The organism is Actinoplanes sp. NPDC026623 (genome assembly GCF_040638275.1).
GTDB lineage: Bacteria > Actinomycetota > Actinomycetes > Mycobacteriales > Micromonosporaceae > Actinoplanes.
The window spans coordinates 1-26,342 of sequence record NZ_JBEZXZ010000066.1 but is presented as its reverse complement, the minus strand read 5'-3'; the positions used below and the strand labels follow the sequence as shown (position 1 = coordinate 26,342).

Genomic DNA, 26,342 nt, shown 5'->3' with positions numbered 1-26,342 from the left:
GAGGAAGTCCTTGACCCGACCCGATCAGCGTCTCGACTCCGCGGTGGACTGCGCGCCGCGGGTGGGTAACGCCGACTATGACTGGGACGCCTTCGACTCGGCGGATTACTTCGCGCACAACTACGGCACGCTGCGCGCCGACGACGAGCGGATCATCGAGATCGTCGCCGACTTCTTCCAGTCCCGGTCCTATCCCCAGAAGTGGAACGCGCGCGCGATCGACGTCGGCGCCGGCGCCAATCTCTACCCCGCGCTCGCCATGCTCCCGTTCGCCGCCGAGGTGATCCTCTACGAGCGCGCGTTCAGCAACCGGCAGTGGCTCGAGAACCAGATCGACGCGCCCTTTCCGTCGTGGTGGCAGTTCTGGTCGCACATGACCGCCGGCCGCGGGGCATATCAGCCGATCAAGGATCCGTTCGATCTGCTCAGCCGGCAGGCGAAGGTCGTCAAGGGCAACATCTTCAGCCTGCGGCCCGGCCAGTTCGACATGGCCACCATGTTCTTCGTCGCGGAGTCCATCACCACCCGCAGCGACGAGTTCGTCCGCGCCGCCCAGTGCTTTGTGAACTCGCTGGTGCCCCGGGGCGCCTTCGCGGCGGCGTTCATGCGCAACTCCTCCGGCTACCGGGTCGGCGACCGCAGCTTCCCGGCGTGCTCCGTGGACGAACAGGACGTCCTGCAGGCACTCGCCCCGGTGGCCACGGATGTCAGAATTCAGACAGTGGAGAGCAAGGACCTGCGTGAGGGTTACTGCGGGATGATTGTGGCCACCGGTCACAAAAGGAGACCCACGGACGGGTAGGTGACGGCTCACCGATGCAGATCCAGCCACGTCAACAGCTCCTCGATGTCTGGCGGACGACCGCCCGTCTCTCCTATGTCGACGGTTCGTGGCGGTTCGGCGGCCGCGACGGCACCAACTCGATCAGCGACGCCGAACAGCTGCTCTGCCTGATGGCACCGGCGGCCGAGATCCCGCTCTTCCGGCTGGACAACCCCGACGCCGCCAACCGCGACGTGCTCGACGCGCTCGACGCGCTCGGCGACGACATCCAGGTGCCGCAGCGACTGCTGGAGGCCCTGACCTCCTATATCAAGCGCTACACCGGGCCGGACGGCACGCCGAGCTTCGCCGGCGGCACCTACTTCCGCCCGGACCTCGAGGACGAGGAGATCAAGACCGCGCAGCAGGAGCTGGACGTGGTCGACTCGTTCTCCATCTCCGTCACGCTGATGCTCACCGTCGTCGGCTTCACCAAGGTCTTCCGGCAGGTCGTCACCCGGCCGAAGCTGCTGCAGCAGGTCAACGAGCTCGAGGAGCGGGCCAACCAGCGGCTCACCGCCGCGATGGTCGGCCTGCTGCGCAGCTTCTCCGTCAACGTCTTCTCCGCCGACGAGCCCTACGGCAAGGAGCTCGTCCGGACGGTCAACCAGGAGCGCCGCCCGTCCCGGCAGGTCGTCGAAGAGCTCCGCGAGGCGCTGCGCGAGATCAACGCCCGGCTTCGCGACGACGTCACCATCGGTTCCGGTGCCGCCGAGGGCAGCGAGCTCGACCTGCCGAACCGGCTCTTCGAATGCGGCTGGAGCTGGGGGCTGGTCACCGACGCCCCCGAGATCGAGACGACCGCCGACGTCGGCCTGCAACGCGAGGGCGTGGCCCAGAACGCCCCCTACCTCTACTTCACCACCGTGGCGCTCGAGGCCATTCAGGCGCTGTCGTCCGAGCGCACCCGGCTGCTCGGCCTGCTCGACGAGGCTCAGCTCAAGCTCTCGCAGGCGCTGCAGCTGCGCTTCGAGCTGACCCGTTCCTACTGGGCGACCGTTGCCACCTTCGGCTCCGGCCGGTGGCCGCTGGAGGATTTGCCCTGGCGCACCACCGACGGCGTGGAGTTCGACTACTTCAGCCTGCTGGTCAGTGGCATGGTGGTGCAGAACATGGTGGCGGTCCGGGCGTCCAACGCGGACCTGACCCGGGTGGCCGGCGTGCTGGACGAGCTGGCCAACCGCAGCCGCATCACGCGACGCTCCACGGAGCACGAGACGGCGCACAACGTGCACCATCCCGGCCTGCGCTTCCCGCTCGAGGGCACCGAGACCGTCGGCGGGCCGAGGCTGTCCTGGACGGTCGCGGACATCTCGCCGCTGCTGCTCAAGCGCACCCTCAACCTGGCCAGCCTGCTGTCGGACGGCACCTCCCGCAGCCGGCTGCTGGACCTCTCCGACGACCTGTGGAAGCACCTCGAGAAGCGCGTGATCGCCGACGGCGCCCCGAACGGCATCTGGGACCAGCCGGCGGGCGCCTTCCCGCAGGTCGACATGAAGTACTCCGAACCCTCCTGGTATTACACGAAGCGGGTCGTCGACTGCCTCGTCACCGCCGCCCGGGTGATCAACGAGCCGCCGCTGCGCAGCGAGCTGCTCGCTCAGGTCGCCGCCGAGCTGCTGAACGAGGCGGCACACCTCTACGACCGGGAACGCCTCAACGGCTCCACCTACAGCGGCCAGACGCTGCGCGAGGAGCTCAAGCAGATCGGCGTGGAGCTCGAGCGGGCCCGGACGGTGCGCCGGGAGCGTCCCGGTGTCGCCGTCGCCGTGACCGAGGACGTGCTGCGCAGGCTCGACCGCCTGTCCGCGGCCCGCCGGGCCGACATCGGACTCAGCTAGCCATGATCGTCTTTGCGACCTCCGACAAGGGTGGCACCGGGCGGTCCGTCACCAGCAGCAACGTGGCCTACCGCCACGCGCTGCAGGGCGGCGACTGCTGCTACCTCGACTTCGACTTCGGCTCACCGACCTCCGGCGCGATCTTCGACCTGCCGGACGCCTACGCCGGGGTGCCGGAGGGCGGCCTGCACAGCTATCTGGCGGACGGCGACCCCGAGCCGCTCCGCATCGACATCTGGGCCGAGTCGGAGCGCGACGTGCTGCGCGGCCGGCCGCCGGGCGCCGGGCGGCTGGCGTTGTTCCCCGGCGACCGGGGCGGCGGCGAGTTCCGGTCGGCACCCGACATCGTCGACCGCTGCGTCAACCTGCTGCTCCGCGCCGACGAGGAGTTCAACCTCGTGATCGTGGACCTGAGCGCCGGCCGCTCCTACGCCACCGAGATCGTGCTCGCCGCGACCGCCACGACCGCGCTGCGCGGCGTGGTGGCGCGCTGGCTGGTGTTCCACCGCTGGACCCGGCAGCACATCGTCGCGGCGAGCGGCCTCGTCTACGGCCGGCACGGCATCCTGGAGACCGCGGCCGAGCTCGGCCATGACCCGGCGACGGTCCGGGACACCATCCGCTTCGTGCGCACCGCGGTGCTGGACCCGGCCTCGCCCGGGCAGGCCGGCCTGCGCCCCGAGCAGCTCGCCTGGCTCGACGTCTGCAACAAGCGCCTGCAGGAGCTGGCGAGCCGGGAGCGGGTCGGGCGCACCAGCGTGCTGGCCCAGATCCCCCTCGATCCGGTGCTGCAGTGGCAGGAGCAGTTGCTGTCCAACGACGACGTGTGGCTGCACCGCACCGCCAACCAGCGCACGGTCGACGCGTTCGACGAGCTCGCCAAGAGGATCGTGGACGATTCCGCCTGGATCGGGTTGTGAGCGTCTACTCCGGGGTGTTCACGGAGGAGAGCGCCACGCCGGTGGTGCGGCGGGTGGCCCTGTCCCACCTCTCGATCGAGCTCGGCCACCTTTACATGGACGACTTCCGAGCCGGCGAGCAACGGCTGCGCGACCACTTCCGGCGGGTGCTGCCCTGGGTGCGGACGGCGGAGCAGGCGTGCGCCGACGAGGTGCACCGGGGCCGGCCGAGGGTGAGCACCTGCTTCCTCGTCGACGACTACTTCACCCGGTTCGGCTCGCCCGCCGAGGTCGTCGGCGCGCTGGTCCGCGCCGCCGGCGAGTCCGGCCTCACGATCGACTACGTGGCCCGGGAGTCGGGGTGCGCGGCGGCCGACGGCATCGACCTGGCGACCCTGGTGCGCCAGCACCTGGTGGCCGAGCCGCCGGAGGGTGACAACGGTGGCCGGCCCGCGACGGCGGTCAGCGGCTGGCTGAGCAACGGCGAACGCGCCGAGACCGCCCCGGCGGCGGCGATGGCGGCTCCGCGCCCCTGGCAGCCGCCGCGGCAGAGCGCCGTGCAGAACCACTCGATCTTCGTGGACATCGAGTTGTGGAACGGCCCCACCGGCGAGGTGCTGTGGTCGTGCCCGTTCCTCGCGGCGATCTGGCAGCTGCAACGCCTCGGCCTGATCCGGCACCTCGGTGAGCCGGTCGCCGAGCCACGGCCCGGCACCGCGGAGGAGCTTGCCGACGACTGGGACCGGATGCCCGCGGTGGTTCAGCTCAATCCCCGGGCCGCGCCCTTCCGCGCCTACCGGACCTTCTCCGCGCTCGACGCGCGTTTCCTGCCGATCGAGCTGGCCGTGCGCACCATCCTGGGCCAGGTCGCGGTCGACGCCACCGTCAGCGCGCAGGTCCGCGAGCGGGCCGAGGGCGACGGGATCACCCTGCCGGACGAGGTGGTCGACCGGATCCGCTACGCGTTCCTGTAGCGCAGCGGCGGCTCGTGCGTGTCGTCGATGCCCCGGGAGACCTCCCACAGCTCGCGGAAGAGCCGCGCGCACTCCTTGACCCGCGAGTCGGTCAGCACCAGGCGGGTCTCGGCGATCTGGGCGTGCTTCGGATCGGCGGTGGTCGGATTCGTCTCGTACGCCAGGGTGTCGTCGAAGACGATCATGTCGCGCACCTGAACCTGCAGCGGTGGCGGCACGGCGGCCCGGTCGAGCAGCCGGACGTCGATGCTCATCCGGCGCTGTTCCTCGCAGGCCTGCCGGACCGCCGGGTCGCCGGCCATCTCGGGCGAGTCGAGCACGAAGATGCGCCGGACCCGTTTGCCGTTGCCGGCGGCCCGGCGCTGCGCGTCGAGGTAGCGCTGGCCGATCTCGCTGTGCCACAGGCCGTGGTCGACGGCCGAGAGGCTGATCGCGTCGATGCTGCTGGTGGCGTTGCGGGTCAGGCCGAGCAGCCAGTCGCGGTCCTCGCCGTAATAGGTGACCGTGCCGCCCTCGGCGAGCTGCTTCAGGAACTCCGACGTTTCTTTGATCTTGGCCTGGACGAAGTGGTAGACGATCGGCGGCGACGTCGGCGAGATCTGGGTCGAGTTGCGCACCAGCTGGGTGACCAGGTCGGTCTGCAGCGCCGACGCCTCGATCAGCCCGAACAGCTCGGTGGCCTCGCTGATCTCGGAGAAGACGTCGCCGACCATCGTCTTCATCTCGGCCATGCCGTCCTTCTCGAGCTTCTCCACCGCCGCCAGCCGCTTCTCGAAGTCGATCAGGAATCGCAGGATCAGGGCGATGCCGCCGATCAGGATGGACAGCGTGATCTGCACGGACTGCGGCTGGTCGAGGGCGTTGGTGATGAGGAAGGTGAGCCCGCCGGTGACGACCGCGAGCAGCGCCTTGCGAGTGACGCTCGTCTGGTCGGGCGAGCGGGCGGCGAGGGGCATCATCTGTTGCCCACCGCTGCCAGCGCCGCCACCGCCCCCACCGACAGCTGGTCCCGGATCCGGTGCACGAGGGTGTCCCACTGCCGGCTGAAGCCCGGGCGGCGTTCGAGCACGTCCCACACGTCCGCGGTGAGCTCGTCGCCGCGAGCGCCCGGCATCCAGAGATGCAGCAGGTAGTCGATGGCGGGCAGCAGCCGCTCCAGGGCCTGCTGCCGGGGCATGGCACCGATGGCGCTCTTGCCGATGATCTCCAGCAGCGCGCTCAGCAGCCAGTCGTGCATCGCCACGTCCTCACACACGGCGGCCAGCTCGGCCGCCGGGACGCCGCGGACGGTCAGCCGCAGCACCCGCAGGTCGCCGGCGCCGACGGAGAAACCGACCCGGGACACGCCCGCGTCCGGCTCCTCGACGCTGGCCACCCAGCGCAGCCGGGTGCGCGGCGATCGGAGCCGCACCGTTCCCCCGGCGGCCACCGAGCGCTGCACCCGGTCCGCCGCCCGGCCGGCCATCGCGCCGAGGTCCAGCGCCGATCCGGGCCGCTCCGGCGCCGCCAGGGCGGCCGCCGTCTCCTCCCAGCGGGTCCGGCCGAGCGTCTCGATGACGCCCGGACGGGTCAGATAGTGCGACCACGGCCGCCGGACCCCGCCGTCGCCGCGGACGAAGGCGGCGTACGCGGATCCCTGAACGACGTGGCCGCCGGTGATCGCGACCCGTTGCAGCGCGGTGCCGACGCCCCGCACCTGGCGCGCGGGCCCGGCGGCGCCCAGTCCACAGTCGACGCCTATGGGCATCTCGGGCGAGCGCACGTAGGCGATCGGCCGCTCCGAGACCAGGACCTGCTCGCCGACCACCAGGTCGACGAGGCGCCTGGCCTGGTCGGACGTCACCGGGTCCGGTCCACGCAGGAGTCCGGTGTGCACCTCACCGGCGATCAGCATCGGCCCCCCATGCGCGGCGGTGCGAACTGGGGCCGGGCGAACGGCACGCAAGGGTCAGCGGTGACCGATGACTCCCCAGCGGCGCGGCCCCGTGCCGCGCGTGTCGCCAGCCTGTCGATTGCACCGCATCCGACACGGGAATGCAACACGCTGAGTATTCGAGAACGGACGCACCGTTGCTAGCATTCCTGCGGGACTCCGACAAGCCGCGAGTGCCATTGTCCGCAGCCGTCGTACATTTACGTCCTTCTACGTGATTACGGCAGGCGCGCGGTTAGCGTCAAAAGATGACCTCTGCCCGACCCGATGTCCTGCTCATCGGCGCCGGCGTATCAGGCCTGACCACGGCCGTCCGGCTCGCCGAGGAGGGAATGCGCGTCCGGGTACGGGCGCGCGCCAGACCCGAGCTGACCACCTCGGCCGCCGCCGGCGCGATCTGGGATCCCATCTACGCCAGCCATCGGCTGGTGCCCCGGTGGAGCGCCCGCGCCTACGACGTGTTCCGCGACATGGTGCTGGCGGGCCGCCCGGAGGTGCGGCTGGTGCACGGCATCGAGGCCTCCCGGACCCCGATACCCTCGCCGGGCTGGGCGCACGACCTGCCCGGCTTCCGCGAATGCGACCCCGGCGAGCTGCCGGCCGGATTCGTCAGCGGCTGGCACTACACCGCGCCGATCATCGCCATGCCGCCCTACCTGGCCTACCTGGAGCGACGGCTGGTCGCGGCCGGCGGAACGCTGGAGATCGCCGAGGTGCGTTCGCTGCGCGAGACGCCGGCGCCCGTCGTGGTCAACTGCAGCGGGATCGGCGCCCGGGAGCTGGTGCCCGACCCCGAGGTGGAGCCCATCCGCGGGCAACTGGTGGCCGTCCGCAACCCCGGCGTCACCGACTTCTTCGCCGAGCACACCGCCGAACTCGACGAGATGACCTACCTGCTGCCGCAGGGCGAGATCCTGCTGCTCGGCGGCAGCGCCGAGAAGGGGCAGTTCGATCCGCAACCCGATCTCACCGTGGCCAAGGGCATCATCGAGCGCTGCGCCGGCATCGTGCCCGCGATCGCCACCGCGCCGGTGCTCGGGCACCGCACCGGGATCCGCCCCAACCGTCCCGAGATCCGCCTCGAGCACGAGGACCTGGGCGGCCAGCAGGTGGTGCACAACTACGGGCACAGCGGCGCCGGGGTCAGCCTCTCCTGGGGCTGCGCCGACAGCGTGCTCGAGCTCGTCCGGGCCGTGATCTAGGCGGCCTGCGGCCAGCGGATCTGCGGCGGCAGGCCGACGAACCTCGCATAGGGCTGCAGCGCCGCCTCCACCTGGGCGCGCTCGGCCGGCTTGAGGGGCACCAGCGGGAACACGTCGATGGTCACCGCCTTTTTGCCGAGGGTGCGCTTCCAGGTGCCGGCCACCCGGCCGCCGCGCACGATCGTGGACTGGAACACCCCGTTGCCGCCCGGCACGACCGCGTCGAAGTGGCCCTCGTCGAGCATCATCGCGCGGTCCTTGTAGCCCAGCATGTATTCGTCGAAGCCGGGCAGCGCGGCCCATTCCGAGGCGGGACCCGCCGGGTCGGACTCCAGCAGGGACCGCTCGGCGATCATCTCGGCGCCGTCGACCCCGACCGTGGTCAGGGCGTCGCCGGCCGCCGCGATGCCCGCCTTGACGTCGGTCATCGTCAGGCCCGTCCAGCGGGCGAGGTCGGCCCTGGTGGCCGGGCCGTGGCTGCGGAAGAAGCGCAGCGCGATGATGCCGAGAGCCTCCTCGCGCGACGGCCGGTTGGGGTCGGGCACCCACTCGTCGAGCAGGACGAACGTCTGCTCCTTGCCGACGTGCGGCGCGATGCAGGTGACGCCGCGCTGGCTCGCATACCACAGAAGGTGGTAGCCCATCTGGCCGGTGAGGGTGACGCCCGCGTCGGCGAGGGCCGTCAGGCACTCGGCGCGGGTGAGCCTGGCGCCCTTGAGGGCGGTGGCGAGCGCCTCGACGCCGCGCTCGGCGACCTGCTCGGAGAGGCCGAGGCTCGCGCGGCGTTTCGCCGCTCCGGCCAGCATGCGCACGCCCATGACGTCGAGCATCCAGTGCGCGTCGGCGGGCGGGACCAGGTGCACGGTGCCGCGCATCGGCCAGGTGCGGATCGCCTCACGGCGCTCGAGCGCGGCGGTCACGTCGCCGACGTCGAAGGCGGGCAGCCGCACGCCCAGCGACCAGAGGCCGCTCGCCATGTCCTGCGCCTGCATCGCGCCGAACCACTGCACCACGCCGGCCACCGAGCCGGGGCCGTCGCCGGTCAGCAGCAGGCTGCGCATCCGCAGGGCGAGGGCCTGCGCGGTAGTCAACTCCACGGTCGCAGCCTATGCCGGACCACCGACAGAAACGGGTGGCCCGGCACAGGCGCGCCGGGTCAGCGGCCGCGCTGGGCGCGGTAGCGCGCGATCAGGTTGCCGGTCGACGAGTCGACCGGGGAGGCCGGCGCCTGCGCCCCGGTCAGCAGCGGTGCGAGCTGGTTGGCCATGACCTTGCCGAGCTCGACTCCCCACTGGTCGAACGGGTTGATCTCCCAGATCACGCCCTGGGTGAACGTGATGTGCTCGTACAGGGCGATGAGCTGGCCCAGGACGCCGGGGGTGAGCTTCTCGGACAGGATCGTGGTGGTCGGGTGGTTGCCCGGCATCACCTTGTGCGGCACGATCGCGGCCGCAACGCCCTCGGCCTCGATCTGCTCGGCCGTGCGGCCGAAGGCGAGCGCGCCGGTCTGCGCGAAGAAGTTCGACATGAACAGGTCGTGCATCTCGGCGGTGTCGTGGTTGGGCACGCTGAAGCCGATGAAGTCCGCCGGGATCAGCTTCGTGCCCTGGTGGATCAGCTGGTAGAAGGCGTGCTGGCCGTTGGTGCCCGGCTCGCCCCAGAAGATCTCGCCGGTCTGGTAGTCGACGGCCTCGCCGTCGAGGCGCACGTGCTTGCCGTTGCTCTCCATGGTGAGCTGCTGCAGGTAGGCGGCGAAGCGGTGCAGATACTGCGAGTACGGCAGCACCGCGTGCGACTGCGCCCCGAGGAACGTGTCGTACCAGACGTTCAGCAGGCCCATCAGCACCGGGACGTTCTGCTCCAGCGGCGCGGTGCGGTAGTGCTCGTCGACGGCGTGGTAGCCGGCCAGCAGCTCGGCGAACCGCTGCCGGCCGATCGCCAGCATCACCGTGAGGCCGACCGCGGACGGCAGCGAGTAGCGGCCGCCGACCCAGTCCCAGAAGCCGAACATGTTGTCGGTGTCGATGCCGAAGTCGGACACCCGCTGCGCGTTCGTGCTGACCGCGACGAAGTGCCTCGCCACCGCGGACGCGTCGCCGCCGAGCCCGGCCAGCAGCCAGTTGCGCGCCTCGGTCGCGTTGGTCAGCGTCTCCTGGGTGCCGAACGTCTTCGAGACGATCACGAACAGCGTCGACGCCGGGTCGAGGTCGTGGGTCTTCTCGTGCAGGTCCGTCGGGTCGATGTTGGAGATGAAGCGGCACTCCAGGCCCGCGTCCGCGTATGCCTTGAGCGCCTCGTAGGCCATCACCGGCCCGAGGTCGGACCCGCCGATGCCGATGTTGACGACGGTCCTGATGCGCTCGCCGGTGGCGCCACGCCAGTCGCCGGAGCGGACCCGGTCGGTGAAGTCGCCCATCCGGTCGAGGACCTCGTGCACATCGTGGACGACGTCCTGGCCGTCGACCACCAGCGCGGCGTCGCGGGGCAGCCGCAGCGCCGTGTGCAGCACCGCGCGGTCCTCGGTGACGTTGATGTGCTCGCCCGAGAACATCGCCTCGATGCGCTCGCGCAGCCGCGCCTTCTCGGCGAGGGCGAACAGGGCGGCGAGCACCTCGTCGGTGACCAGGTTCTTGCTGTAGTCCACGTAGAGATCCGCCACCTCGGCGGTGAGCCGCTCGCCGCGCCGTGGATCGCTGTCGAACAGATCACGCAGGTGCACGCCCGAGAACTTCTCGGCGTGCCCCTGCACGGCCTGCCATTCGGCGCTTTCGGAAACGTGTTCGCTCATTGCCTTGACTCCCGCCTGGACCTGAAATCTCGCGTTCATCGTGGCACGGATCGGATTCGCCCGCCGCGAACTGGGTCCCTCCTCAGAACGCGTACGGCCCGAAGCGGCCCCACGCCACGAACAGTGCCAGCAGCAACAGCACGACGCTCGGCGCGATCTCCTTCTCGCCACGCCGGAGGTGGACCACGATCGCGCCGATCATCATCAGCGCCAGGCCGGTGGCGGCCAGCGGCACCAGGATCGGGGCGATGTCGAGCAGCGCGGGCAGGATCAGGCCGATCGCGCCGAGCACCTCGAGGGCGCCGATGGTCCGCATCGCACCCGCCGAGAAGTCCTCGACGTAGCCCATGCCCGCCGCGATCAGCTGCTCCCGGCTCCGGGCGATCTTCATGCCGCCGGCCATGAGGAAGCCGGCGGCCAGCACGATCGCCGCGATCCAGAGTGCGATGTTCATTCCGGTGACCCTCCGTTGAGTTGAACGTTCTAGCGAAAGGTAGGCCCCCGGCGTTGAATGGTCAACCGTTGTGACGTGAACGTTCAGGCTAGAATCGGCCCGTGGGTGACGAGGTGACCTGGCTCGACGAGAAGCAGCTTCAGTCCTGGATGCGCTTCGCGGCGCTGCTGGTGGTCCTGCCCGGCGAGCTCGACGGCGAGATGCAGCGCAAGGCCGGCATGACCCAGTTCGAGTACGCGGTGCTGGCCGGGCTCTCGGAGGCGCCGGAGCGCACGATGCGGATCAGCACGCTCGCCCAGTTCGCGCAGGGCTCGCTCTCCCGGATCTCGCACCTGATCAAGCGGCTGGAGGCGCGCGGCTGGGTCCGCCGCGAGCTGGACCGCGCCGACGGCCGCTACACCAACGCGATACTCACCGACGCGGGCCACGCCAAGGTCGTCGCGACCGCGCCCGGCCACGTCGATGACGTCCGGCGCCTGGTCGTGGACGTGCTGACGCCCGCGCAGCTCCGTCAGCTCGGGGAGATCAGCGACCGCATCCTGCGCGGCCTGGGCGGCGCCTGCTGAGCGCGCCACCCCTGCCGTACGCAGGCGAGGGCCTCACCCAAGGGCCGCGGCGGCGGCCCGGCCGGCCACCCGGCCGGAGAAGAGGCAGCCGCCGAGGAAGGTGCCCTCCAGCGAGTTGTAGCCGTGCATGCCGCCGCCGCCGAACCCGGCCGCCTCGCCGGCCGCGTAGACGCCGGGAAGCGGCTCGCCGGCGGGCGTGAGCACCCGGGCGGAGAGGTCGGTGTGCAGGCCGCCGAGGGTCTTGCGGGTGAGGATGTTCAGGCGCACGGCGATCAGCGGGCCCGCGGCGGGGTCGAGCAGGCGGTGCGGCGTGGCGACCCGGATCAGCTTGTCGCCCCGGTAGCGGCGCGCCCCGTTGATGGCCGTGACCTGGGCGTCCTTGCTGAACGGATGCGCCATCTCGCGGTCGCGGGCCTCGATCGTCCGGCGTACCTGGTCGAGGTCGAGGGCCGGACCGTCCTCCTGCGCGGCCAGCTTGTTCATGCCGGCAACCAGCGCGGCCAGGTCGGGCGCCACGACGAAGTCCTCGCCGTTGCGCTTGAAGGCCTCCACCGGCGGCGTGGCGCCCGCCCGGACCCGGCCCAGCACCTGGCGGATGCTCTTGTTCGTCAGGTCCGGGTTCTGCTCGGAGCCCGACAGCGCGAACTCCTTCTCGATGATCTTCTGGGTGAGCACGAACCAGCTGTAGTCGTACCCCGTGGCCATCAGGTGCTTGAGCGTTCCCAGGGTGTCGAAGCCGGGGAAGAGCGGCGCCGGCAGGCGCCGGCCGGTGGCGTCCAGCCAGAGCGACGACGGGCCGGGCAGGATCCGGATGCCGTGACCGGGCCAGATCGGGTCCCAGTTGCGCAGGCCCTCGGTGTAGTGCCACATCCGGTCCGGGTTGATGATCTGCGCGCCGGCCGCCTCGGTGATGCCGAGCATCCGGCCGTCGACGTGCGCGGGCACGCCGGAGACCATCCGCTTCGGCGGTGCGCCCAGCCGCGCCGGCCAGGCGGCGCGGACCAGGTCGTGGTCGCCGCCGATGCCGCCCGAGGTGACGATCACCGCCTGCGCCGCGTACGCGAAGTCGCCGGTCTCCTCCCGCGAGCTGGACTCGCCGCGGCGGACGCCGCTTTTCGCCAGCAGGCGCCCCCGCACGCCGGTGACCACGCCGCCGGTCTTGACCAGGCCGTCGACGCGGTGCCGGAAGCCGAAGGTCACCAGGCCGTCGGCGGCCGCGGCCCGGACCCGCCGCTCGAACGGCTCGACCAGGCCGGGGCCGGTGCCCCAGGTCAGGTGGAAGCGCGGCACGGAGTTGCCGTGCCCGTCCGCCGCGCCGCCGCCGCGCTCGGCCCAGCCGACCACCGGGAACAGCCGGTGTCCCATGGCGCGCAGCCAGGCGCGCTTCTCGCCGGCGGCGAAGTTCACGTAGGCCTCGGCCCACTGCCGCGGCCAGTGGTCCTCGTCCCGGTCGAAGCCGGCGCTGCCGAGCCAGTCCTGCCAGGCGAGCTCGAGGTTGTCGCGCACGCCCATCCGGCGCTGCTCCGGCGAGTCGACCAGGAAGAGCCCGCCGAACGACCAGAAGGCCTGACCGCCGAGGCTCTGCTCCGGCTCCTGATCGAGCAGCAGCACCTTTCGTCCCGCGTCGGCCAACTCGGCTGTCGCCGCCAGCCCGGCCAGTCCCGCGCCCACGACGATCACATCTGCGTCCATGACCCCAAGATAGGTACGCCCATGCCAACATGGTGGTCCCATGGCGCAGATTCTCGCCGTCGATTTATCACCGAGGTGACAAACGTGTCCTTCTCCGTGCTGGAGCCCCGCCTCGCCTCGCTGCCGGCCGACGTCGGCGGGCAGGTTCGCGCCGTCCGCGGCGAGCTGGGCGACCGGGTGCTGCGGACCATCCGGGCGGCCATGGGCGCGCAGGGCCGGCCGCTGAGCGGCGGCCAGGGGCGGGGGCTCACGCTCGGGGTGCAGACCGCGGTCGACGCGTTCGTGGGCGCGGTGGCCGAGCCCGGCGGCGACCTGGCGCCGACCCGGGAGGTGTTCGTCCGGCTCGGCCGCACCGAATACCGCGAGGGGCACACCGTCGACGCCCTGCGCTCGATCCTCATGCTCGGCGGGCGCGACATCTGGGCGTACCTGGTCGACCGGGACCTGCCGCCGGACGTGCTCTACGTGCTCGCGTCGGCGCTGTTCGGCTTCACCGACATGCTGGCCGGGGCCGCGGCCGAGGGATACCTGGACGAGCAGCGCCGCCACGCCCGGGACTGGGACACCACCCGCCGCCGGCTGATCACGCTGCTGGTGCAGCCGGACCCGCCCGGCGCGGCCGCGATCCGGGCCGCCGCCGACGCCGCGCGCTGGCCGCTGCCGGAGTCGGTCGCGGTGGTCAGCGTCGAGGGCACGGACGGCGAGCACGTGGCCCGGCTCGCCGGCAGCGGCGCCATCGCCACGGTCATCGACGACGCCACCCGGATGGTCGTGCCGGAGCCGGAGACGCCGGGACGGCTCGCGCACCTGGCCTCGGTGCTGGCCGGGCGGCGATCGGCGATCGGGCCGGCGGTGGACCTGGCCGCGGCCCGGCTGTCGTTCCGGCTGTCGCGGCGGGCGCTGCTGCTGCAGCAGGACGGCGTGCTGCCCGCCGCGGCGCCGCTGCGCTGCGACGAGCACCTGGTCACCCTGATCACCGCCTGGGAGCCGGGGCTCGGCGACCGGCTCGCGGCCCGCCACCTCGCGCCGCTGGACGCGGCGGAGCACGACGTGCTCGGCCCGACGCTGCTGGCCTGGCTGCGGGCCCAGGGGCAGGTCATCCCGGCCGCCGCGGCGCTGCACGCGCACCCGCAGACCGTGCGGTACCGGATGCGCAAGATCCGGCGCCTGTTCGGCGCCGCCCTCGACGACCCGGACGCGCGGCTGGCGCTGCAACTCGCCCTGCGGCACCGCCTGGGCGCCGGGTAGCGAAGTCAGGGCAGCGCGCTGCCCGCGGCGAAGTCCGCGTAGCTGACGTTCCAGTCCGTCCAGCCGTTGCCGTTGCGCAATCTGCGGGCGGTGCCGCGGATCGTGACCGGGTCACCCGGCAGGGTCCGCTCGAACAGCCAGCGCCCCGCCCGCAGCGACACGTTGACGCAGCCGTGCGAGACGTTCGCCCGGCCCTGCACGCCCTCCGACCACGGCGCCGCGTGGATGAACTCGCCGCCCCAGGTGAGGCGCTGCGCGTACTCGATCTTCGTGCGGTAGCCGGCCCCGCCCAGCTCGTCGTAGGTGTCGAAGACGGCGTGCCGGCGCTTGTCGATCACGATCATCGTGCCGCTGGACGACGGGGTGCTGCGCTTGCCGAGACTCACCGGGATCGTCTTGACGACCTGGCCGTCGCGCTCGACGGTCAGCGTCTTGGTCCGGTTGTCGACGGTCATCACCAGCGCCCGGCCGATGGTGACGTCGACGGTGAGGTCGTTGCCGCCGTACCAGTCGCCGCCCAGCGGGAGATCCGCGAGGTCGGCGCGGTAGCTGATCGCGGTGTGCGCCCGCCAGTAGCGCTCCGGCCGGAAGTGCACCTCGGCCGGGCCGATCCAGCTCCACGACCCGGGCTGGGCGGGCGCGGAGCGCACGGACAGGCGCCGCTCGACCGCGGCGCGCCGGTCCGCGGGCACGGCCCGGTCGAAGCGCAGGATCAGCGGCATCGCCACGCCGGCGACCTGCCCGTCACCGAGGAAGCTGGACACCCGGACGAACCGCGCGGACGCCGGCGGCCGGGCCGGCCTGCCCTCGGCCGCCGGGGTCGAGGGCGGCGGCCGCCGGGGTGAGGGTGCCGGCCCGCCGGCCGACGCGGCCGAGCCGTGACCGCAGGCGGCGGTGAGTGAGACCGCGGCCAGTGCCGCGCCGGTGGCGAGGAGCGCCTTCATGAGCGGTGATCATGGCGCCCCGGACGGCCCGGAGCCGCGACGGCTCGTGCCGGATCCGGCGAATTCCCTCTTTAGGGTGTGCCGGACTCCTTGCGGCGGCGCCGGTACTGGAACCCGAAGGCGATGCCACCGACGAGAACGATGGCGAGGACGACCCAGATCCACCAGAGCCACGCGGCGGACGCCGACTCGGTGGGCTCCGTCGGCGCGGGCTGGAACGCCTGCGGCGCCGACGACGGCGACCCGGAGGTCACCGGCGCGGCGGAGGAGGGCTCCGCGGCCGGGCCCGTCGGGCCGGGCTGGAGGGTGAGCAGCGGTGCCGGGTTCTCCGGCTCGGCCGCGCCCGCCTCCTGGATCTCGATCCAGCGGGAGACCTCGCCGTCCGCGTAGGTCTCCAGGGTCTTGAACGACAGCCGGGTCTCGCCGTCCGGCAGCTTCGCGACCTTGACGCTCCACTCGGCGTCCTTGTGCGGGGCGAGCGGCGTGCCGCCGACCGTGAAGCCGTCGCTGGTCGTCGCGAACTGCCAGCCCGCCGGCGTCTTGACCGGGGCGACGTCGGCCGGCGCGATGCCCTCGGGCAGCACCACCCGCTCGCTCGCGATGCCGGACGGGTTCTCGGCCTCGCCGTGGAAGACCAGGGTCACGTCCGTCGCGCCGGCCTTGGTCTTGTCCGCGCTGACTTCGACGTGGGCGGCCGCGGGTGCGGCGAGCGCCAGGACGCCCAGCGCGGCGAGGGCGCTGATCGTCGTCAACCGGGACCTGTTACGCACGCCGCGAACCACCTTTGCACAGAGGAGATAATTCCCCCCACGATCGCCCATCGGCGCGGGAAAGTTCCCGCGACATGCCGGGGGGTCACCGATAGACGCGGAGATCGGCGATGCTCCACCAGCTCGGGCTGCTGCCGGTCGACGTGACGCGCAGGTAACGGGCCCGGGTGGGCGGCAGGTCGACATTGGTCAGCTGGCCGGCGCCGACGCCCCGGGCGAGCAGGCGCCAGCCGGCGCCGTCGGTGCCGGCGGACAGCGCCCACCCGCGGGCGTAGTCGCCGGTGTTGCCCCCGCTGTCGATCGCCACCCGGCGCATCCGCTGGATCCGGCCGAGGTCGACCTGCAGGAACTGGCCCGGTTCCTGCGGCGCGCCGCTGGACCCGCGGGTGGCGCCGTCGCCGTCGACGGCGGCCGCCGGGGTCTCGCCCACCGGCGAGGCGGTGGCCGTGGCGCCCTCGAGCGGCACCGGGTCCAGGTCGCCGGCGAGGCCGCTCGGCCAGGTGAAGGTGGCCAGGGCGCCGCCCGGGAGGGTGTACTCGAACGAGTGTCCGCCGACGGCCACCGCGAAGGTGCGCGGGTCGTCGTTCTCGTTGTGCACGATCAGGGCGGTGGAGCCGTCCGGGTTGCGGAACGCCACGTCCATGATCTGGCCGTTCCAGCCGGTGGTGCCGAACGAGGTGCTGGCGACGCGGTACGCGCCCGGCCGCACGAACTTCGCCAGGTGCCCGATCGTGAAGTACTCGGCGTCGCGGGTGACCGAGCCGTCGGCCTGCAGGGTCAGCAGCCCGGTGCAGGTGCCGCAGCCGCCCAGGTGCGGGCCGCCGGTGCTGTCCAGGGCGATGTTCCAGTTCACCACGGACTTCGCCCAGTTGCGGGTGGTGCCGATGGCCAGGGTCCGCGCGTGCCAGGTCAGCGTGCCCCGGAAGATCTGCTCGGGGGTGTCGTTCGGGCCGTGCGAGCCGGAGCACTCGGTGAACCAGATGCCCTTGTCCGGGTACGCCTCGTGCAGCGCGGTCTGCGCGCTCGGGTCGCCCGAGTAGCAGTGGTACGCGGTGCCGGCGAGCCACCTGCCCGCCGGCGAGTCGAGCAGCCGGTACGGGTAGTCGGTCTCCGGGTCCTCGCCCGGCGGGGTGGTGGCGACGTCGCCCGGGTGCGTGGCCCAGTTGTGGTCGTAGCCGAGGATCCTGGTGCGCGGGCTGGCCCGGCGCAGCATCGGGCCGAGCGCCTCGATGACCTTCGCCGCCTGCCCGACCGGCACCGCGGCGCCCGGGTAGCCGCCGTCGTGGCGGTTCTGCGGCTCGTTCTGCACCGTCAGGTAGTCGATCGGGACCCCGGCACGCGCGTACGCCTGGACGTATCTGACCAGGTAGCGGGCGTACGCGTCGTAGATCCTCGGGTCGTCCAGCAGGTGGCCGCCGATCAGCGAGCCGCTCGTCTTCATCCACGCCGGCGGGCTCCACGGCGTACCCATGATCGTGAGTTGGGGGTTGAGCTGCCGGGCCCGGCGCAGCAGCGGCAGGATCTGGGCCCGGTCGTGCTCGATGCTGAAGTGCCGCAGCGCGAAGTCGGTCTCCCCGGCCGGCACGTCGTCGTAGCTGTAGTGCGCGGGCGTCGCGGTGAAGTCGGAGGAGCCGATCGGCTGGCGCAGGAAGCTGACGCCGATGCCCTCGCGCGGGTCGAACAGCGATCGCATCGCCCGCTCGCGCGCCGCGGGGCCGAGCCGGTGGAGCACGCTCGCCGCCGAGTCGGTCAGTGACGCGCCGAAGCCGTCCATGCGCTGGTAGCGGGTGCCGGGATCGACGGTGATGGTGGTCTCGGGACTGCCGCCGCGCGCGAACGTCACCGGGGCCCGCTCGTGCAGTTGCTCGGCCCGGTCCACGGTCGTCACCCAGACCCGGGCCCGCGGCGCGCGGCCACCGTGCGCCTGCGCGGGTGCCGTCGTCAGGATCAGGAGGGCGGCGCCGACCGCCGCACCGAACGCTCGCCGCCTCATGCCGCTCCCTGCCCTCCGCCGTGTAACAAGTTTCTCTTACATCGACAGGAAACAATCAGGAAACGCCGCTGTCAAGACGCTGAGCACGCCGGTACGCTTCTCATTCATGAAACAAGGCGATGTAACAAACCCCGGGCGCAACACCGTCCGGGACGTCGCCGCGGCGGCGGGCGTGTCGATCGCCACCGTCTCGCGCGTCCTCAACGGCCGCGGCAACGTCGCACCCGAGACCCGCGAGCTGGTGGAGAGCACCGTGGCCCGGCTGAACGGCCCCGGACCCAGACCCCGCGGCCCGGCCCGGCCGATCGCCGGCTCGGTCTTCGTGCGCTGCCCGTACGTGCTGACGGACTACTTCGGCGTGATCGTGTCCTCGATCGCCGAGACCCTCCTGCTGTACGGGCGCCCGCTCGTGCTCGACGCCGGGGAGTCGGCACAGCGCTCCCCCGTCCTGCCCAGGCTGCCCGGCCGCTCGGGGCTGGCCGGCGCGGTGCTGATCCTGCCGCCGGAACCCGCGGCGGACATCGAGGCACTGCGCACCCACCGCTTCCCGTTCGTCGTCGTCGACCCCCGGCTGCCCCCGCCGCGCGACGTCGTCGCCGTGTCCGCGGCGCACGCCGCCGGGGCGCGCAGCCTCACCGCACACCTCACCGGGCTCGGCCACCGGCGGATCGGGGTGGTGGCGGGCCCGCGCGAGTGGCTGGCCAGCGACGCCCGGCTGGCCGGGCACAACGCCGCCCTCGCCGACGCCGGGGTGCTGAGCGCACCCGGCCTGATCCGGCACGTCGAGCCGACCGTCGAGTGGGGCCGGCGGGCCGGCGGCGAGCTGCTCGACCTGCCCGAACGCCCCACCGCGCTGGTCGGCTTCAACGACAAGGCCGCGGTCGGCGCGCTGCAGGCGGCCGGCGCCCGGGGCCTGCGGGTGCCGCACGACGTCTCGATCGCGGGCTTCGACGACATCGACCTGAGCCGGGCCACCAGCCCGATGCTCACCACCGTGCGCCAGCCGCTCGCCGAGCTCGGCCGGATGGCGGTGTCCCTGCTGGCCCGCCTGCTCGAACGGCACGAGCTCGAGGCGCTGCACGTGGAGCTCGCCACCGAACTGGTGGTGCGGGACTCCACCGGACCGGTCCCCGCGGATAGGGTGCCCGGGTGACCTCGTTCGCGGTGGTGGGCGCCGGATGGCGGGCCGAGATGTTCTGGCGGATAGCGGCCGGCCTGGACGGCCTCACGTGTGCGGGCGCGGTGGTGCGCCGCCCACGCGGCCTGCCGGTGCCGGAGTTCGGCTCGCTGGCGCAGTGCGTGGCCGAGGCCGCGCCGGACTTCGTGGTGACCGCCGTGCCGTGGCAGGCCGGCCCCGCGCTGATCGTCGAGGCCGTCGAGCGCGGCCTGCCGGTGCTGGCCGAGACTCCCCCCGCGCCGGACGTCGCCGGGCTGCGGGAGCTGTGGGCCGCCGTCGGCGACTCCGGGCTGGTCCAGGTGGCCGAGCAGTATCTGCTGATGCCCTCGCACGCCGCCCGGCTCGCGGCCGTGCGCGCCGGCCTCATCGGCGCGCCCACCCAGGTGCAGGTCTCCTCGACACACCAGTACCACGCGGTCTCGCTGATCCGCGGGATCCTCGGGGCCGGGCGGGGCCCGGTGAGCGTGCGCGCGACCCGCACCACCGCGCCGCTGGTCGACCCGCTGACCCGCGACGGCTGGACCGACGACCCCGAGCCGAAGCCCGCGACCACCACCATCGCCACCCTCGACTTCGGCGCCGGGCACTCCGGGCTCTACGACTTCACCGACAACCAGTGGCACAACCAGCTGCGCCTGCGCCGCCTGCTGGTCCGCGGCAGCCACGGCGAACTGCGCGACGACGAGGTGGTCCGGCTGCCCGCGCCGCGCACGGTCGTGCGTACGCCGCTGGTGCGCCGCCAGACCGGCTACGACCTGGACCTCGACGGCTTCGACACCGACACGATCACGTTCGGCGGCGAGGTGCTCTACCGCAACCCGTACCCGGGGCGCCGGTGGAGCGACGAGGAGATCGCCATCGCGACGCTGCTCGACGCCACCGCCGCCTGGGTCCGCGGCGACGCCCCGGCGCCGTACCCGCTGGCCGACGGCGCGCAGGACCACCTGCTGGCGCTCGCCGTCGAACAGGCCGCCGACACCGACCGCACCGTCACCACCGGCAGCGAGGCCTGGGCGTAATCCGGTTGCGAAGCTTCGCCCCCGTTCAGCGGGGGTGACGGGCCGCCGAAGGGTGATGAGTCAGGCCATCACCTTCCGATCGGAGCCCGTATGACCACGCGACTCGCTCGCGCGTGCTTCACGGCGTGGATGGCCGTGCTGACCGCGATCAACTTCGCCTGGCCGCAGGGCCACGCGCTGATCTGGAGCCTGATCGGGCTCTCCGGCGCCGCGGCGGTCGTGGTGGGCGTCCGGGCCAACCGGCCCGCCCGCAATCTGCCCTGGTACCTGCTCGCCGCCGCCCTGATGATCTTCGTGACCGCCGACGTCTTCGCCTACCTGCGGGACACGATGGGCGCGTCCACCCCGCTTCCGGGCCTGTCCGACCTGCTCTACCTGGTGGTCTACCCGCTGCTCGCGGCCGCACTGACGATCTTCATCCGGGCCCGCTCGGGCGGCGCGAACAGGGTCGCCCTGCTCGACGCGCTCGTGCCGACGGTCGGCCTCGGGCTGCTCTCGTGGATCTACCTCATCGCGCCGTACACCCAGGTGAACGACCTGTCGCTGCACGAGAAGGCGGTCGCCATCGGGTACCCGCTCGGCGACACCCTGGCCCTCGCGCTGATGCTGCGCCTGCTGATCGTCCCCGGCCGCAAGCCGCTCGCGGTGCGCCTGCTGTGCGTGAGCGTCGTCGGCGTGCTGGTCTCCGACGTCCTCTACGGCATGGCCCGCCTCGACGGCGTGTGGTCGTTCGGCGGACCCTCCGAACTCGGCTGGATCGTCTTCTACGGCGCCGCCGGCTACGCCGCGCTGCACCCGTCGATGACCCAGCTCACCGACGACGCCCCGCACGGCGAGGGCACCGTCGGGGCCGGCGGGCGCCGCCTGCTCCTCATGACCCTCGCCGCGATGGTCGCCCCGGCCGTCCTGCTCGCGCAGCACCTCGGCGGCGGCGTCACCAACGCGCCCGTCATCGCGGCCGGCTCGGCGCTGATGTTCCTGCTGGTGATGGGCCGCGTGCACGGGCTGCTCGCCGACCAGCGCCAGACCAACCTGCGCGAGAGCGCCCTGCGCCGCGCCAACGCCAGGCTCTCGGCCGCGACGACCGAGGACGACATCGTGACCGCGATCCGGACCGCGATCGGCGAGCTGATGCCGGCGGGCCGCCGATACCGGCTGATCGTCGACGAGCCCGTGCCGGTCGATCACCCGGCGGCGACCGGCCGGGACGTCAGCCTGGTGCCCGCGCCCGTGCCGGGCTTCGGCCACGCCCTGCGCGCCGAGATGATCCTGCCCGGCAGCCCGCCGATGCTCGGCTCGATGCACCTGGCCGCGCCGGCCCCGGCCCTGCGTACCGTGCTGCCCGCGGTACAGATGCTGTTCGACCAGGTCAGCATGGTGGTCGAGCGGATCGGCATGGCCGGCGAGATCAGCCGGCGCGACGGCGAGACCTACTTCCGGACCCTGATCCAGAGCGCGTCCGACGTCATCCTGATCATCGACGACGACGACCTGATCCGGTACGCGAGCCCGTCCGCCACCACCGTCTTCGGCTGGACCGGGCTGCCCGGCCGGCCGCTGGCCGGACTGATCGCCGACACCCACCTCCCGGCCCTGACCGACGCGCTGGCCCGGGCCCGCGCGGGACACGGCGAGTCCGAGGCCGTGGACCTCACCGCGGTCTGCGCCGACCGGCGGCTGCGCCAGGTCGAATGCGCCGGCCGCGACCTGCGCGACGACCCGACGGTCGCCGGCCTGGTGCTGACCGTCCGGGACGTCACCGAGCGCCGCAGCCTGGAGAACGACCTGGCACACCAGGCCTTCCACGACGGGCTCACCGGGCTCGCCAACCGGGTGCTGTTCCGCGACCGCCTCGAACAGTCGTTCGTCCGCTCCGAGCAGGGCTGCGGCAAGGTCGGCGTGCTCTTCGTCGACCTCGACGACTTCAAGGAGGTCAACGACACCCTCGGGCACGCGGTCGGCGACCAGTTGCTGGTCGCCATCGGCCAGCGGATCACCCGGGCCATCGGCGCGTCGAACACGGCCGCGCGGATGGGCGGCGACGAGTTCGCCATCCTCATCGAGGACGCCACCGACCCGGCCGAGGCCGAGCAGGTCGCCGAGCGCATCGTCGTCGCGCTGTCCGAGCCGGTCGAGGTGAGCGACGGCCTCGGCGGCACCCACCTGCTCAGCGGCGCGGCCAGCGTCGGCGTCGCGACCAGCCACGACGCGACCAGCCCGACCGAACTGCTGCGCCACGCCGACCTCGCCCTCTACCTTGCCAAGGGCGTCGGCAAGGCGACCTGGCGGCGCTACCGCAACGAACTGCACGCGGAGATGGTCGCGCGGCTCGCGCTGCGCACCTCGCTCCTCGAGGCGATCGACGCCGAGCAGTTCGTGCTGCAGTACCAGCCGATCGTCGACGTGCGTACCCAGGCCGTGGTCGGCGTCGAGTCGCTGGTGCGCTGGCAGCACCCCGAGCGCGGCCTGCTCAGCCCGGCACACTTCATCGAACTCGCGGAGGAGAGCGGCGCCGTCGTCCCGCTCGGCGCGTGGGTGCTGTGCGAGGCGCTGCGGCAGTTCGCCTCGTGGCGCGCCGAGGACCCGGACATCGCGCTGCGCTACGTCAGCGTCAACGTCTCCGCCCGGCAGTTCCGCCAGCCCGGCTTCGTCGACCAGGTCCGCCAGGCCATCGACGACGCCGGCGCCCGGCCCGAATGGCTGCTGCTGGAGATCACCGAGAGCCTGGTGCTGCGCGACGCCGAGCAGGTCTGGGCCGACCTGAGGGCGCTGCGCGCGCTCGGCGTGCGGATCGCCATCGACGACTTCGGCACCGGCTACTCGTCGCTGAGCTACCTGCGGCAGATGCCGGTCGACGTACTGAAGATCGACAAGTCCTTCATCGACGACATCCTGGCCAGCAAGCAGCAGCGCGCCCTGGTCGACGCGATCGTCACGCTGGCGCACAACCTCGACCTGACGGTGGTGGCCGAGGGCATCGAGAAGGCCGCACAGCACGAGATGCTCGAGCTGATGGGCTGCCCGTACGGGCAGGGCTACCTCTTCTCCGAGCCCCTCTGGCCGGCACAGATCCCGGCGCTGCTCGGCCGCCCGGTGGCGGTCGCCGCCTGACGACCGGCACCGGGCCTGCCCGCGCGCCGGGTCAGGTCGCCGTTGCCGGCAGGCGGGAGCTGAGGAAGCGCAGGTACTCCTCGTAGTTCAGTGGATCGCCGTCGAGCCGGGGCCGCCGTTCGGCGGTTTCGCGGAGCGGACGGTCCGGGCCCGGGCGGCTCCAGAGCGCGCCCTCGCCGTGGGTCAGGCCGGGCAGCGCGGCGGCGAGGGCGGGGCCCAGCCGGACCGGCAGGTTGCCCGTGACCGTCCAGGCGCCGGCGGAGCTCATGACCGAGTCCGTGACATCGGCGCCGACGCCGGCCAGCATGCCGAGGACCGCGCTGAGGGTGGCCGCCGGCACCTCCAGCTCGAACGTCGAGCAGGGCTCGCACACCCGGGTGCCCGCCGCCCGCAGGGCGCGCAGGAGGACCACGGGCGCCAGGCCGCGGAAGTCCGCCGCCGACGAGATCGGCGACCTGTATCCGGTACGGGTGACCGTCACCGTGCAGTCGATGACCTCCCAGCCGTACAGGCCCTGCTCGACGGTCCTGCGCACGGCCTCCTCGGTCGCCCGGTGGAACGCCTGCGGGACGGCGCCCGGCTGCACGTCGCGGACGTACCGCAGGCCCGAGCCGGGCGGGCCCGGCTCGACGCGCAGCCCGATTGTCGCCCAGAAGTCGTTGGGGCGGCGGGGGTCGAAGGCGACCACGTGCTCGCCGACGCCGGTGACCCGTTCGAAGTAGACGCCCCGGATCTCGCCGAAGACCGCCGCCACCCCGAAGTCGCGCTCGAGGCGGTCGGCGAGCACCTCGCGCTGTACCGCCCCGTACAGCAGCACCGAGGTGCCGCCGCCCGGCACCACCCGGGTCCGGATCAGGGGGTCCTCGTCCGCCAGGATGCTCAGCGCCGCGTGCAGCCGCGCCTGCTCCCCCAGCCGCGCGGGCCGGACCAGCGACTCGATGCCGGGCGGGGAGAACTGCGGCGCCACCTCGGCGGCCGCGCCGAGCCGGTCGCCGACCCGGATGCCGGGCAGGCCGTGCACCCGGCCGATGCTGCCGGCGCTGAGCTCCCCGCGCCCGCCGCCGACCACCTCGACGCCCGCGACCCGGCCCCGCACCTCCTCGGTGCCGCCGGGCGCCGGGCGCCGGAAGACGACGCGCTGCCGCTCGCGCAGCGAGCCCGCGAAGAGCCGCAGGTAGGCGACCTTCTCGCCGCCGGTGCCGCGCTCGATGGCGAAGACCAGCCCGCTGGTCTCGTCGCCGGTGACGTCCCGCGGGCGCAGCAGCGAGACGATGCCGCCGGTCAGGTCGTCGGTGCCCTCGCCGGTCGTCGCCGAGCCGAAGAACACCGGATGCACCTGCCCGGCGGCGGTCTGCGCGGCGAGCAGGTTGCGCACCTGCCCGGGCGGCGGCTCGTCGCCGTCGACCAGCCGGGCCAGCAGCGCGTCGTCGTGGTCGGCGAGTGTCTCCGCCGCCTGCGGCTCCCATCGGCGGGGCACGGTGCGGGCCGCGGCGGTGCCCGCGTCGCGGACCGCGTTCATCGCCACGACGCCGATGCCGAGTTTCGCCCGGACGTCGGCGAGCAGCGGGTCCGTCCGGGCACCCATCCGGTCGATCTTGTTGACGAAGATCAGGGTGGGGATGCGCAGCCGGCGCAGGGAGCGCAGGAGCACCCGGGTCTGCGCCTGGACCCCCTCGACGGCGGAGAGCACCAGCACCGCGCCGTCGAGCACGGCCAGCGCCCGCTCCACCTCGGCGATGAAGTCGGGGTGCCCGGGGGTGTCGATCAGGTTGACCCGCAGGTCACCCACGGTCAGCGACGCCACCGCGGAACGGATGGTGATGCCCCGCTCGCGTTCGAGCGCGCCGCTGTCGGTGGCGGTGTCGCCCGCGTCGACGCTGCCGAGCTCGGCGACGGCGCCGTGCGCGAAGAGCAGGCGCTCGGTGAGGCTGGTCTTACCCGCGTCGACGTGCGCCAGGATGCCGAGATTGAGAGTGCGAACAGTCAAGGGAGTCCTCGGAGATCAGGGAACGGATGGTCGGCCTGAACACGTCGAGGTCTCGCATGTCCGTCCTTTTCCCTGGTCCGAGTGGGTCTGCGCCACCATACGGCGGGGTGCGCGGGCCCGCCACCGAATAACCGTTTCGTTCGGCGCCCGCGGCCCTGCAAGAATCCCGGCGTGCAGATTCTGGACAACCCCGCGTGGGCCGCGCTCACGGGCCCGCAGGCGGCCTTCGCCGACCGGTACGGCCGCGGCGCCCGCTTCCTCCCCGACGTCAGCATGTTCGCCGCGCTGGAGGACCCCACCGACCCGGACGCCTGGCACGACCTCGGCACGCTGGCCGGGCCCGGCGGCGAGGTGCTGGTGGCGGCGCCCGAGCAGACCCCGCCGCCCGGCTGGACCTGGACCGGCGGCGCGTCCGGCGTGCAGCTCGTCGCGTCCGGCGTTTCGGCGGCGCCGGACCCGGAGGCGGTGGTGCTGACCGACGCCGACCTGCCGGAGATCCTCGACCTGGTCGAGCGCACCCGCCCCGGCCCGTTCCGCAAGCGGACCGCCGACCTCGGCACCTACCTCGGCATCCGCCGCGACGGCGCGCTGATCGCGATAGCCGGCGAGCGGATGCGGCTGCCCGGATACACCGAGATCTCCGCGGTCTGCACCGATCCGGCCTTCCGCGGCGCGGGCCTGGCCTCGCGGCTGATCCGGGCCCTCTGCTTCGGCATCCAGGAGGGCGGCGCGGTGCCCTTCCTGCATGCGGCCCTGGACAACACCAACGCGATCCGCCTCTACGAGCAGCTGGGCTTCGTGCGAAGCGGCGCCATGAAGTTCGCCGCCTACCGCATTCCCGGCGCCGCCGAGGCCTAGGGCGCATCTGGCGGATCATGGCGTCGCCGAGCCGAGGTCCAGGTTTCGCGTCGCAAGTGGGGT

At 72.7% G+C, this 26,342-nt stretch carries 20 protein-coding genes and 1 pseudogene; 11 read left to right on the top strand and 10 right to left on the bottom strand.

Annotated elements, in window-relative coordinates; all coding sequences use genetic code 11:
• The first annotated feature begins 10 nt into the window (after positions 1 to 10).
• From AB0F10_RS20750 to AB0F10_RS20735, 4 genes are read left to right on the top strand one after another with little or no spacing between them, the layout of a single operon-like run.
• Positions 11 to 802 (top strand): SCO2525 family SAM-dependent methyltransferase, encoded by a 792-nt coding sequence (locus tag AB0F10_RS20750; RefSeq protein ID WP_360627200.1) that lies wholly within the window; start codon positions 11 to 13, stop codon positions 800 to 802.
• Between the two features lie 14 nt (positions 803 to 816).
• The gene (locus AB0F10_RS20745) at positions 817 to 2,664 is read left to right on the top strand and encodes an SCO2524 family protein (RefSeq protein ID WP_360627197.1); all 1,848 of its coding nucleotides are present in this window, start codon (positions 817 to 819) and stop codon (positions 2,662 to 2,664) included.
• Between the two features lie 2 nt (positions 2,665 to 2,666).
• A complete protein-coding gene (locus tag AB0F10_RS20740) occupies positions 2,667 to 3,584 on the top strand; it encodes an SCO2523 family variant P-loop protein (protein WP_360627194.1) in 918 nt (305 codons plus the stop codon).
• Positions 3,581 to 4,537, top strand: a complete 957-nt coding sequence (locus tag AB0F10_RS20735) for an SCO2522 family protein (protein ID WP_360627191.1) — start codon at positions 3,581 to 3,583, stop codon at positions 4,535 to 4,537. The genes AB0F10_RS20740 and AB0F10_RS20735 overlap by 4 nt, the downstream gene beginning before the upstream one ends.
• Here the strand turns inward: AB0F10_RS20735 and AB0F10_RS20730 are convergent.
• Entirely contained in the window at positions 4,522 to 5,496 is a 975-nt protein-coding gene (locus AB0F10_RS20730; protein WP_360627188.1) for a DUF6879 family protein, read from the bottom strand. The genes AB0F10_RS20735 and AB0F10_RS20730 overlap by 16 nt on opposite strands.
• On the bottom strand, positions 5,493 to 6,431 hold the full coding sequence (locus tag AB0F10_RS20725) for an SCO2521 family protein (protein WP_360627185.1): 939 nt from the start codon (positions 6,429 to 6,431) through the stop codon (positions 5,493 to 5,495). The genes AB0F10_RS20730 and AB0F10_RS20725 overlap by 4 nt, the downstream gene beginning before the upstream one ends.
• A gap of 287 nt (positions 6,432 to 6,718) precedes the next feature.
• Between AB0F10_RS20725 and AB0F10_RS20720 the strand changes: the two genes are divergently transcribed.
• Complete coding sequence (locus tag AB0F10_RS20720) at positions 6,719 to 7,672, top strand: FAD-dependent oxidoreductase (RefSeq protein ID WP_360627182.1); 954 nt, start codon at positions 6,719 to 6,721, stop codon at positions 7,670 to 7,672.
• On the opposite strand, the gene AB0F10_RS20715 is transcribed toward AB0F10_RS20720, so the two are convergent.
• The 3 genes from AB0F10_RS20715 to AB0F10_RS20705 all read right to left on the bottom strand — a co-directional run bounded on the left by AB0F10_RS20715 (position 7,669) and on the right by AB0F10_RS20705 (position 10,914).
• Positions 7,669 to 8,769, bottom strand: coding sequence for a winged helix DNA-binding domain-containing protein (locus AB0F10_RS20715; protein WP_360627179.1), 1,101 nt, complete (start codon positions 8,767 to 8,769; stop codon positions 7,669 to 7,671). The genes AB0F10_RS20720 and AB0F10_RS20715 overlap by 4 nt on opposite strands.
• A gap of 59 nt (positions 8,770 to 8,828) precedes the next feature.
• On the bottom strand, positions 8,829 to 10,460 hold the full coding sequence (gene pgi, locus AB0F10_RS20710) for a glucose-6-phosphate isomerase (protein ID WP_360627176.1): 1,632 nt from the start codon (positions 10,458 to 10,460) through the stop codon (positions 8,829 to 8,831).
• Positions 10,461 to 10,542: 82 nt separating this feature from the next.
• The gene (locus AB0F10_RS20705; protein ID WP_360627173.1) at positions 10,543 to 10,914 is read right to left on the bottom strand and encodes a DoxX family protein; all 372 of its coding nucleotides are present in this window, start codon (positions 10,912 to 10,914) and stop codon (positions 10,543 to 10,545) included.
• 101 nt (positions 10,915 to 11,015) lie between these two features.
• Here AB0F10_RS20705 and AB0F10_RS20700 point away from each other — a divergent pair, with 101 nt between their 5' ends.
• A complete protein-coding gene (locus AB0F10_RS20700; protein ID WP_360627170.1) occupies positions 11,016 to 11,480 on the top strand; it encodes a MarR family transcriptional regulator in 465 nt (154 codons plus the stop codon).
• 33 nt (positions 11,481 to 11,513) lie between these two features.
• On the opposite strand, the gene AB0F10_RS20695 is transcribed toward AB0F10_RS20700, so the two are convergent.
• Positions 11,514 to 13,172: an FAD-binding dehydrogenase gene (locus AB0F10_RS20695; RefSeq protein WP_360627167.1), complete on the bottom strand. Its 1,659-nt coding sequence runs from the start codon at positions 13,170 to 13,172 to the stop codon at positions 11,514 to 11,516.
• An 84-nt stretch (positions 13,173 to 13,256) separates the two neighbouring features.
• On the opposite strand from AB0F10_RS20695, the gene AB0F10_RS20690 reads away from it, so the two are divergent.
• The gene (locus AB0F10_RS20690; RefSeq protein ID WP_360627164.1) at positions 13,257 to 14,420 is read left to right on the top strand and encodes a helix-turn-helix domain-containing protein; all 1,164 of its coding nucleotides are present in this window, start codon (positions 13,257 to 13,259) and stop codon (positions 14,418 to 14,420) included.
• A 5-nt stretch (positions 14,421 to 14,425) separates the two neighbouring features.
• Here the strand turns inward: AB0F10_RS20690 and AB0F10_RS20685 are convergent.
• The 3 genes and pseudogenes from AB0F10_RS20685 to AB0F10_RS20675 form a co-directional block, all read right to left on the bottom strand.
• A pseudogene (locus AB0F10_RS20685) lies at positions 14,426 to 15,190 on the bottom strand (L,D-transpeptidase); the annotation flags it as partial.
• A 245-nt stretch (positions 15,191 to 15,435) separates the two neighbouring features.
• Complete coding sequence (locus tag AB0F10_RS20680; RefSeq protein ID WP_360627161.1) at positions 15,436 to 16,134, bottom strand: DUF1775 domain-containing protein; 699 nt, start codon at positions 16,132 to 16,134, stop codon at positions 15,436 to 15,438.
• An 85-nt stretch (positions 16,135 to 16,219) separates the two neighbouring features.
• Positions 16,220 to 18,127, bottom strand: coding sequence for a glycoside hydrolase family 30 beta sandwich domain-containing protein (locus AB0F10_RS20675; protein ID WP_360627158.1), 1,908 nt, complete (start codon positions 18,125 to 18,127; stop codon positions 16,220 to 16,222).
• A gap of 106 nt (positions 18,128 to 18,233) precedes the next feature.
• On the opposite strand from AB0F10_RS20675, the gene AB0F10_RS20670 reads away from it, so the two are divergent.
• The 3 genes from AB0F10_RS20670 to AB0F10_RS20660 all read left to right on the top strand — a co-directional run bounded on the left by AB0F10_RS20670 (position 18,234) and on the right by AB0F10_RS20660 (position 23,434).
• On the top strand, positions 18,234 to 19,280 hold the full coding sequence (locus AB0F10_RS20670) for a substrate-binding domain-containing protein (protein WP_360627155.1): 1,047 nt from the start codon (positions 18,234 to 18,236) through the stop codon (positions 19,278 to 19,280).
• Positions 19,277 to 20,323 carry a Gfo/Idh/MocA family oxidoreductase gene (locus AB0F10_RS20665; RefSeq protein WP_360627152.1) on the top strand — a complete coding sequence of 349 codons (1,047 nt, stop codon included), beginning with the start codon at positions 19,277 to 19,279 and terminating at the stop codon, positions 20,321 to 20,323. The genes AB0F10_RS20670 and AB0F10_RS20665 overlap by 4 nt, the downstream gene beginning before the upstream one ends.
• Before the next feature lie 90 nt (positions 20,324 to 20,413).
• A complete protein-coding gene (locus tag AB0F10_RS20660; RefSeq protein WP_360627149.1) occupies positions 20,414 to 23,434 on the top strand; it encodes an EAL domain-containing protein in 3,021 nt (1,006 codons plus the stop codon).
• A 31-nt stretch (positions 23,435 to 23,465) separates the two neighbouring features.
• Here AB0F10_RS20660 and AB0F10_RS20655 read toward each other — a convergent pair whose 3' ends face one another.
• On the bottom strand, positions 23,466 to 25,421 hold the full coding sequence (locus AB0F10_RS20655) for a translation factor GTPase family protein (RefSeq protein WP_360627146.1): 1,956 nt from the start codon (positions 25,419 to 25,421) through the stop codon (positions 23,466 to 23,468).
• Between the two features lie 171 nt (positions 25,422 to 25,592).
• Between AB0F10_RS20655 and AB0F10_RS20650 the strand changes: the two genes are divergently transcribed.
• Complete coding sequence (locus tag AB0F10_RS20650) at positions 25,593 to 26,279, top strand: GNAT family N-acetyltransferase (RefSeq protein ID WP_360627143.1); 687 nt, start codon at positions 25,593 to 25,595, stop codon at positions 26,277 to 26,279.
• Positions 26,280 to 26,342 lie beyond the last annotated feature (63 nt).